The sequence below is a fragment of the Stenotrophomonas pictorum JCM 9942 genome, from assembly GCF_001310775.1.
In the GTDB taxonomy this organism is placed as follows: domain Bacteria; phylum Pseudomonadota; class Gammaproteobacteria; order Xanthomonadales; family Xanthomonadaceae; genus Stenotrophomonas; species Stenotrophomonas pictorum.
Genome location: NZ_BAZI01000117.1, coordinates 1 through 7,735, shown reverse-complemented (window position 1 = coordinate 7,735; position 7,735 = coordinate 1). Strand labels below are relative to the sequence as shown.

The 7,735-nt window shown below is 66.8% G+C and carries 6 protein-coding genes; 1 reads left to right on the top strand and 5 read right to left on the bottom strand.

What is annotated here, in order from left to right; all coding sequences use genetic code 11:
* From JCM9942_RS07865 to ilvC, 3 genes are all read right to left on the bottom strand, one after another.
* Positions 1 to 827 (bottom strand): threonine dehydratase (locus tag JCM9942_RS07865; RefSeq protein ID WP_256202327.1); only part of this gene is annotated, 827 nt, incomplete at its 3' end.
* Between the two features lie 159 nt (positions 828 to 986).
* Entirely contained in the window at positions 987 to 2,948 is a 1,962-nt protein-coding gene (gene ilvG, locus JCM9942_RS07855) for an acetolactate synthase 2 catalytic subunit (protein WP_157722821.1), read from the bottom strand.
* A gap of 39 nt (positions 2,949 to 2,987) precedes the next feature.
* Complete coding sequence (ilvC, locus tag JCM9942_RS07850; RefSeq protein ID WP_054658905.1) at positions 2,988 to 3,962, bottom strand: ketol-acid reductoisomerase; 975 nt, start codon at positions 3,960 to 3,962, stop codon at positions 2,988 to 2,990.
* Between the two features lie 722 nt (positions 3,963 to 4,684).
* Here ilvC and JCM9942_RS07840 point away from each other — a divergent pair.
* Positions 4,685 to 5,449 (top strand): AfsR/SARP family transcriptional regulator, encoded by a 765-nt coding sequence (locus tag JCM9942_RS07840; protein WP_057505593.1) that lies wholly within the window; start codon positions 4,685 to 4,687, stop codon positions 5,447 to 5,449.
* A 230-nt stretch (positions 5,450 to 5,679) separates the two neighbouring features.
* Here JCM9942_RS07840 and JCM9942_RS07835 read toward each other — a convergent pair whose 3' ends face one another.
* Positions 5,680 to 7,002 (bottom strand): prepilin-type N-terminal cleavage/methylation domain-containing protein, encoded by a 1,323-nt coding sequence (locus JCM9942_RS07835; RefSeq protein ID WP_145974262.1) that lies wholly within the window; start codon positions 7,000 to 7,002, stop codon positions 5,680 to 5,682.
* A partial coding sequence (locus JCM9942_RS07830; RefSeq protein WP_218185468.1) for a hypothetical protein occupies positions 6,999 to 7,735 on the bottom strand: 737 nt, incomplete at its 5' end. The genes JCM9942_RS07830 and JCM9942_RS07835, both read right to left, overlap by 4 nt.

Sequence of the window (7,735 nt, the reverse complement as noted above, 5' to 3'; positions counted from 1 at the left end):
CGACCGGCGGCCAGGGCCAGCGCACCGGCGCCTTCGGCGATCAGGTGTTCTTCCAGCGCCAGCCGCACCAGGGTTTCACGCAGCTCGGCCTCGCGCACGATGACCACGTCGTCGAGCAGGCTGGCGCACAGGCGGCGGGTGATGAAGCCGGGAATCTTGACCTTGACCCCGTCGGCCAGGGTCGGCACCGGATCGATTTCGCGCACATCGCCGCGGATCGCCCGGGCCATCGAATCGACGCCCTCGACCTGGGCCCCGATGATGCGCACGCCCTGCGACTTCAGGGCCAGCGCCACGCCGGAGGCCAGGCCGCCACCGCCGATCGGCACGATCACCACGTCCGGGGCATGCGGGGCCAGCTCGATGCCCAGCGTGCCCTGGCCGGCGATCACGTCCGGATCATCGAAGGCGGACAGAAAGCGGTAGCCGTTCTGTTCGGCCAGCTCGCGGGCGAAGGCGAAGGCTTCGTCGTAGCTGTTGCCGTGCTGGCGCACGGTGGCGCCCCAGTGCTGGACGCCGGCAATCTTGGTGGCCGGTGCGCCGTGCGGCATCACCGTGATGGCCTGCACGCCCAGCCGGTGCGAAGCCCAGGCCACGCCCTGGGCATGATTACCCGCGGAGGCGCAGATCACGGTGCGTTCGTCGCCGCGCTCCAGCGCCGCCAGCATCGCGTTGAGCGCGCCCCGGACCTTGTAGGAGCCGGTGCGCTGCAGGTTTTCCAGCTTCAACCAGGTGCCGAAACGCTCGGCATAGTGCAGCGGGGTGGGCGGCAGGAAGCGGCGCAGACGCGCCTGGGCGGCCAGCACATCGGCGACGCTGACGTGGATGTCGCCAGCGTACGCGGCAGTTGCAACGGGGCGGCCACGGTCAGCCATGTACGTGGCCGTCACCGCGGACGGACGGGCCGCGTTGCCGATGCCCGGATGGAAGAAGACGCCTCCGCAGGCGGCGGCGGCGTACTACCGGTACGCCACTTACCTCGCTGCTCATACCGGGGTACCCGCTACCGGTACCACCTGTACCGATTCGCAGTCGTAAACCTTGCGCAGCTGGTGGCACAGCGTTTCCGGCGGACGTGTGCCATGGATGTCCATCTGCACATGCCAGCGGCCGGCATCGTCGGCGTTGCGGTTGCCGGCGATGTTGCTGGGCGAAAAACCACGGCGTTCGACCATGCCGATCACGCGCACCAGCGCGCCTTCGGCCGGCTTCAGCACCAGGTCAAGCCGGTATTGCATTGGAACTCTCCTGCGTTGCTTGGCGTGGGCGGGGTTGCTGTCGAGCATGGTGCTGTTGGCGTTGTTGGGCGGCACCAGTGGCCAGACATTGGCGCGGGCATCGATGGACACATGCAGCAGTGCCGGGCCGGGCGTGTCCAGCAGCGCGGCCAGCGCATCCTCGACCTGCGCGCGCTGGGTGATGCGGGTGGCGGGAATGCCGAACACCTGCGCCAGCGCGGCGAAATCCGGGTTGTCGGACAGGTCGATCTCGCTGTAACGCTCGGCGAAGAACAGTTCCTGCCACTGGCGCACCATGCCCAGCGAGGAGTTGTCCAGCAGCACGATCTTCACCGGCAGGCGGCAGCGGGCGATGGTGACCAGCTCCTGCACGTTCATCATGAAACTGCCATCGCCGGAGACCAGCACCACGGTGCGCTCCGGGCAGGCGAACTGTGCGCCCATCGCCGCCGGAAGGCCGAAGCCCATCGTGCCCAGCGCGCCAGAGGTCAGGTGGTTGCGCGGGTGGTTGAAGCGGCAATGCTGCGCCACCCACATCTGGTGCTGGCCGACGTCGCAGGCGATCACGGTGTCGGCTGGCGCCACTTCGCTCAGCCGCTTGAGCAGCGCCGGCGCGTAGATGTCCTGGCCTGGGGCGTCGTAGCGGGCGGTGAACTTCTCGCGGTTGGCCGCGCAGCGGGCGCGCCAGGCGTTGCAGTTGCCGCGCAGGGGAGTCAGTGCCCGCAGCGCGGTGGCGACATTGCCTGGAATGGCGACATCGACGCTGCGCAGCTTGGCGATCTCATAGGCATCGGCATCCAGGTGGATGACGCGGGCGAAAGGGGCGAACTCGGTCAGCTTGCCGGTGGCGCGATCATCGAAACGGGCGCCGACCACGATCAGCAGGTCCGATTCCTGCACCGCCATGTTGGCCGCCCGGGTGCCGTGCATGCCGAGCATGCCCAGGTACTGCGGATGATTGGCCGGCAGCGCGCCCAGACCACGCAGGGTCAGCACGGTCGGAATACCGGAGGCTTCGACGAACTGGCGGAACTCGCCGACCGCATCGGCCAAGCCGATGCCGCCGCCGCCGTAGATGACGGGCTTCTCGGCCGCGGCGATCAGTTCGATCGCCGCGGCCAGACGCTCCGCCTCCGGCGCCGGCACCGGATCCACCGTGGCCGGCCTGTGATCGGGCAGATGCGAGGCATCGGCCAGCTGCACGTCCTTGGGCAGGTCGATCAGCACCGGACCGGGCCGTCCTTCGCGGGCGACACGGAATGCTTCGGCCACCACCTGTGGCAGTTCCTCGACACTGCGCACCAGCCAGCTGTGCTTGACGATCGGCATGGTCATGCCGAACACATCCAGTTCCTGGAACGCATCGGTACCCAGTAGCGGGGTGCCGACCTGGCCGGTCAGGCACACCATCGGTACCGAATCGAGCATCGCATCGGCGATACCGGTGACCAGGTTGGACGCACCGGGGCCGGAGGTGGCCACGCAGACACCGACCTTGCCGCTTGCGCGGGCGTAACCGTTGGCGGCCAGCGCCGCGCCCTGCTCGTGGCGTACCAGGATGTGCTTGAGGCTGGAGTCCACCAATGCGTCGTAGAACGGCATGATGGTGCCGCCCGGGTAGCCGAACAGCGTTTGCACGCCTTCGGCTTCCAGGGCCTGCGTCAGCCAGCGTGCGCCATTGCGCGGCGCACCGGGGGTGGATGTGTTCATGCAGCGACCTTTGCCTGTTGCGGGTGGGGGACCGCGGGGTTACGCGTTCTGTGCTTGCAGCCAGACCATCTTGGCGCGGAGCTCCTTGCCCACCTTTTCGATCGGATGGTCCATGTCGGCCTGCTGGAACTTCCTGTAGTTCGGCAGCCCGGCTTCGTACTCGGCTTCCCAGTTCCGGGTGAAGGTGCCGTTCTGGATGTCGGTCAGCACGTCCTTCATGCGTGCCTTCACCGAGGCGTCGATCACGCGCGGGCCGGAGACGAAATCGCCGTACTGGGCGGTTTCGGAGATGAACTCCAGCATGCGGGTGATGCCGCCTTCGTAGAACAGGTCCACGATCAGCTTCAGTTCGTGCAGCACTTCGTAGTAGGCGATTTCCGGCTGGTAGCCGGCTTCCACCAGCGTCTCGAAGCCGGCCTGCACCAGCGCCGAGGCACCGCCGCACAGCACGGCCTGCTCGCCGAACAGGTCGGTTTCGGTCTCTTCCTTGAAGGTGGTCTTGATGATGTTGGCGCGGGCGCCGCCCAGCCCGGCGGCGTAGGCCAGCGCCAGCTGCTCGGCCTTGCCGCTCTTGTCCTGGTGGACCGCATAGATGCACGGCACGCCACGGCCGATCTCATACTCGCGACGCACCAGTGCGCCCGGGCCCTTCGGTGCGACCAGCACCACGTCCAGATCGGCGCGCGGCTCGATCATGCCGAAGTGCACGTTCAGGCCGTGCGCGAACAGCAGGCAGGCGCCCTGCTTCATGTTCGGCGCCAGCACCTCGTTGTACAGCTTCTTCTGCACCATGTCCGGGGTCAGCACGGCGACCAGATCGGCGTCCTTGACCGCTTCGGCCGGGCTCTTGACGGTGAAGCCGTCGGCCTGGGCTTTGACCTCGGTGGGGCCACCAGCGCGCAGGCCGACGACCACGTCGAAGCCGGATTCACGCAGGTTCATGGCATGGGCGCGGCCCTGGCTGCCGTAACCGACGACGGCGATTTTGATCTGGGGCAGTTCGTTGGTGCTCATGGTGCTTGGGTTCCTTGCAATGAAGAGAGACTGCAGAAATGAAAACGGCCGTTGCGTCAGGACGCAGCGGCCGGGGCGGGCGGGGCAGACACCATGCAGGGGGCAGCGCTGCAGGTGGCAGCGTTGGCGGTGTGTTTGTTGGTGGTGTCAGGGGTCGGAGACATGGTTTCAGATGAAATAGAAGCTGGAAACGAAAAACCCCGCACCGGGGTCGGCGCGGGGGTCTTTGATCGAATCTGGCAGTTTTCTGCTACGCGCCAGCTCGTCCCGCACCTGTGGGTTCGGTAATAAGTACGAGTACAAGCAGCGATGCCGCGACCGGAGTCGGGCTCGATGACAGGTGGGCGGCGGTGGTGTGGCGTTGCAACATGGAACCGAGATAACCATCCCCACGGTGCGCATGTCAACGCTTGCAGATGTGATCACCGGCAATGGGCCGGCAATGCCCGCCACAGCGGCTTGGTTGCTCTTGAAACTTAGTGCCTGCACGGAATTCATCGGACCTGGTTGCGCGGAAAGCCGCGCCCGTGACACGCGGTTCGGGAAAATGGGGGGGCGATGATCGGATTCCGACGCTTTTGCCGGTTTAACAAGTACAGGGCAATTTCTGTTTCGGACCGGGGGAACTCATGGCATTGGATTTGGAGCGGGAGACGAGGCATGGCTGCGGTGCCCCGTGCAACAGCGCGTTAACTGACCGCGGCCCGGCGCTGGTGCCGCTGATGGCCTCCGGCGACGGGCTGCCGGCGCCGATCATCTATCGCAAGGGCTGGGCGTTGCTGGGCTATCTGGCGGTAGAGTCCAATCGCATGCACTCGCGGGTCTCGCTGGCAGCGCTGCTGTGGCCCACCCTGGGTGAAAGCAGCGCGCTGACCAACCTGCGCCAGGTGCTGAGCAACCTCAACCGCTTCTGCAAGGCCAAGCTGGGGCCGGACATCCTGCGTATCGAACGCACCGCCGTCGGCCTGATGCGCAGCGAGGCGCCGCGGTTCGACATTGATCTGCTGCTGGCCGCGCCATGCCAGTCGTTGCACCTGCTGACCGAGCAGCGCGTCTTCATGGATGGCATGGACGACATCGCCGATTCCAACTTCCAGTCATGGCTGGAAACCACCCGGCAGATGCTGGAGGCCCGGCTGGTTGGTGCGGCGGAGAATTGCTGTGATGGACTGTTGGCGGCCGAACAGTGGGAGCGGGCCATCGATGTGGCCCGCGCGCTGAGTCTGCGTGACCCTTGGAACAACGCGCATGCCCGCCGGCTGATGCACGCCCATGCCGGCTGTGGGTTGCACAGTGTGGCGGTGACGATCTACCAGCATTTCGAGTTGGAGCTTCAGCGGGAGCTGGGCCTGGAGCCGGATGTGGAAACCCGGCGGCTGTTTACCCGCATATCCAGTGGTTCCCCTGCCCAGCGCCGCGCTCCCTCTCCGGTGGCGGTAGCGGCCGGAATCAGGGCGGTGAAGACCGGTTTGCGTATGGCCGGCTGAACCCGCGGTTGCTCCTGTCATGTTGCTCCCGATGGCAGCCCTATGGCTGCCATTTCCATTTGCCTGCAATGCGCCGGTCCGCGTCAACCCTGTGTGCGCGGTGTCCGCCCCGGGCCGCTGGTGGCGCAGCCGGCACGTCCATGCCCTGCGGTTTGTCTGCGGGGCCGGAACGCGATGGCTACGCCGATGCGGTTGAACCGTACGCCTGGGTGCCGGGAGGCTGTGGATGATCAGGGGGTCGCACCGATCTTGCCGATCTCGGCGCGCTCGGCCGGTCCGGGCGTGATGCCGAGCATGTCGGCACGCTGGGCCTGCAGGGAGACCGCCCGATACAGTGCGGTTGCGCGGAGCTGCAACGGATAGATGCCGCCGTCCGGATCATCGCTGGCAGGGGTGCCGTCGAGAAACGCGCTGCGGAGCTGGGCGGTCTTTTTCACGTTTTCCACGCTCTTGGCCTTGAACGCGGCCGATGCCGTCGTCGCGCCCAGCGCACTGCCGAGTCCGACCGTCGACAAGGGCACGCGCCAGCTCCAGCCGCCAATGGAGTTCGCCGTCTCGCCGATCGAATCGAAGATGCCGGCAGTGGCGCTGAAGATCTGTGCCACCGACAGGACGATGGCGGCGTCTGCACCCAGATCACCGGCATGGGCAAGATCGACCATGATCTCGATCTGCTCCTGATAGTCGTCCATCGCCGGTACGTTCAGCGAAGCGGCCGCGGCGGCATTGGCGTGCGCATGCATCGCGCTTCCCAGCGATTCGCCGCAGCGCAGCCGGCTCCACAGCTGCTCCATGCCGACCGCCCGCACCTTGTCCTGATAGTCGTTGCCGGCTTCCCGCCGCGGTGATGCGAAGGTGTGGCCCTTGTTGATGGCCATCGGCGCGCTTGTCGCAGGATCGGTCAGCGCCAGCGCATAGGCGACGTTTGTGACCCGGCCGCTACTGCCGATGGTGTGGGCCTGGTTGCCCAGCGCCGGGGCGTTCATTGCCGTGCGCAGGGCATAGCAGAAGTCCAGGCCGTTGCTTTTCAGCGCCGGTACCGCGGTGCAGTCCACGCCAGCAAGCGTGGCGCAACCGGTCGGCAGCGCGACCTGCGCACTGATACTGCCGGAGGTGGCGTTGCCGAGCATCTGCAGGACAGGGGCGCGGTCCACGGCCACCGCCAGGTCACCTGCCACCGAGGCGAGGTCCGGATCGACGCCAGTGATCGCAGGATTGCGGTACACCGCATAGCGGATGCGTCCGGCACGCGGTTCGGGCAGCCCGAGTTCGGCATGCGGCAGGAAGCCGGTGCTCAGCGTGCAGTTGGCGATCCCGTCGATTCCCGCCGCCGGGCAGGGCAGGTGGTGCCGGGCGGAGACATAGGCAAGCAGCGCGTCGTCGGCGCGTTGTAGAAGCGTGCGTTGCAGCACCTGCTTCTGCTCGGCGTGGGCATAGGTCAGCCAACGCACCAGCAGCACCCCGGCAATGCCCAGCACCACCAGCACCACGCTCAACTCGACCAGCGAGAAGCCGCCCATGCGTTGTCGCGAACGCCTGTGGAATCGTGTCATCTGTCTACTCCGGCTTGATCCAGGGCAATCGCGGTCCGGCTTGCCGTGTCGTACATCACGTGTGCCCGATCACGCTGCTGGTTGGCATACATCAAGGCGGTGTTGGCCGCTTCGATACCTTCTTTGGCGCTGGCGATGTCTGCCTTGGCCAGTTCCACCGAATGGGCGGCATAGCCGATCGAGGCCAGGGCAGTGGCCTGCTCGCCGATGCCGATGGCTATTCCCAGCGGATCCGGTGGGAATCCTGCGGCGGTGAGGACGATGGCGATGGCCTCGTCGAAGATGGCGAACGCCAGGCCGGTAACCGCCGATGCCATACCGGTTTCGGCCTGGACCATGACGATCTGCGCGGTGCGCGCGTCGAACTTGCGGAAGCGGGCCGTATAGGCGGTGACCTCCATGATGCTGTGAGCGGCCAGTGCGCTTTGCGCCGCGCCTTGTGTGCGGGCAACCCGATCGCTGCAGGACAGGCGGCTGGCCAGTTCGCCGAATCCGGCGGCCTGCACCGCCATGGACGCATCGGCATCGCTGCTTCCGGGCAGCCGCAACGTTGCGGCGGCGGCCACTGGGGTGCCTTGCAGTGGTGAGCCATCGCGCGCGCCCAGCGCATAGGCGGCGCTGCTCTCCAGCCCGGGCAGCAGCGGTGCCGCCGTCTGCAGGCCGAAAAGCTTCAGGCACAGGTCCAGTGCGTTCGGTGCCGGGGCGGGGGTGGCCGGCATAGGCGCCGGCCAGC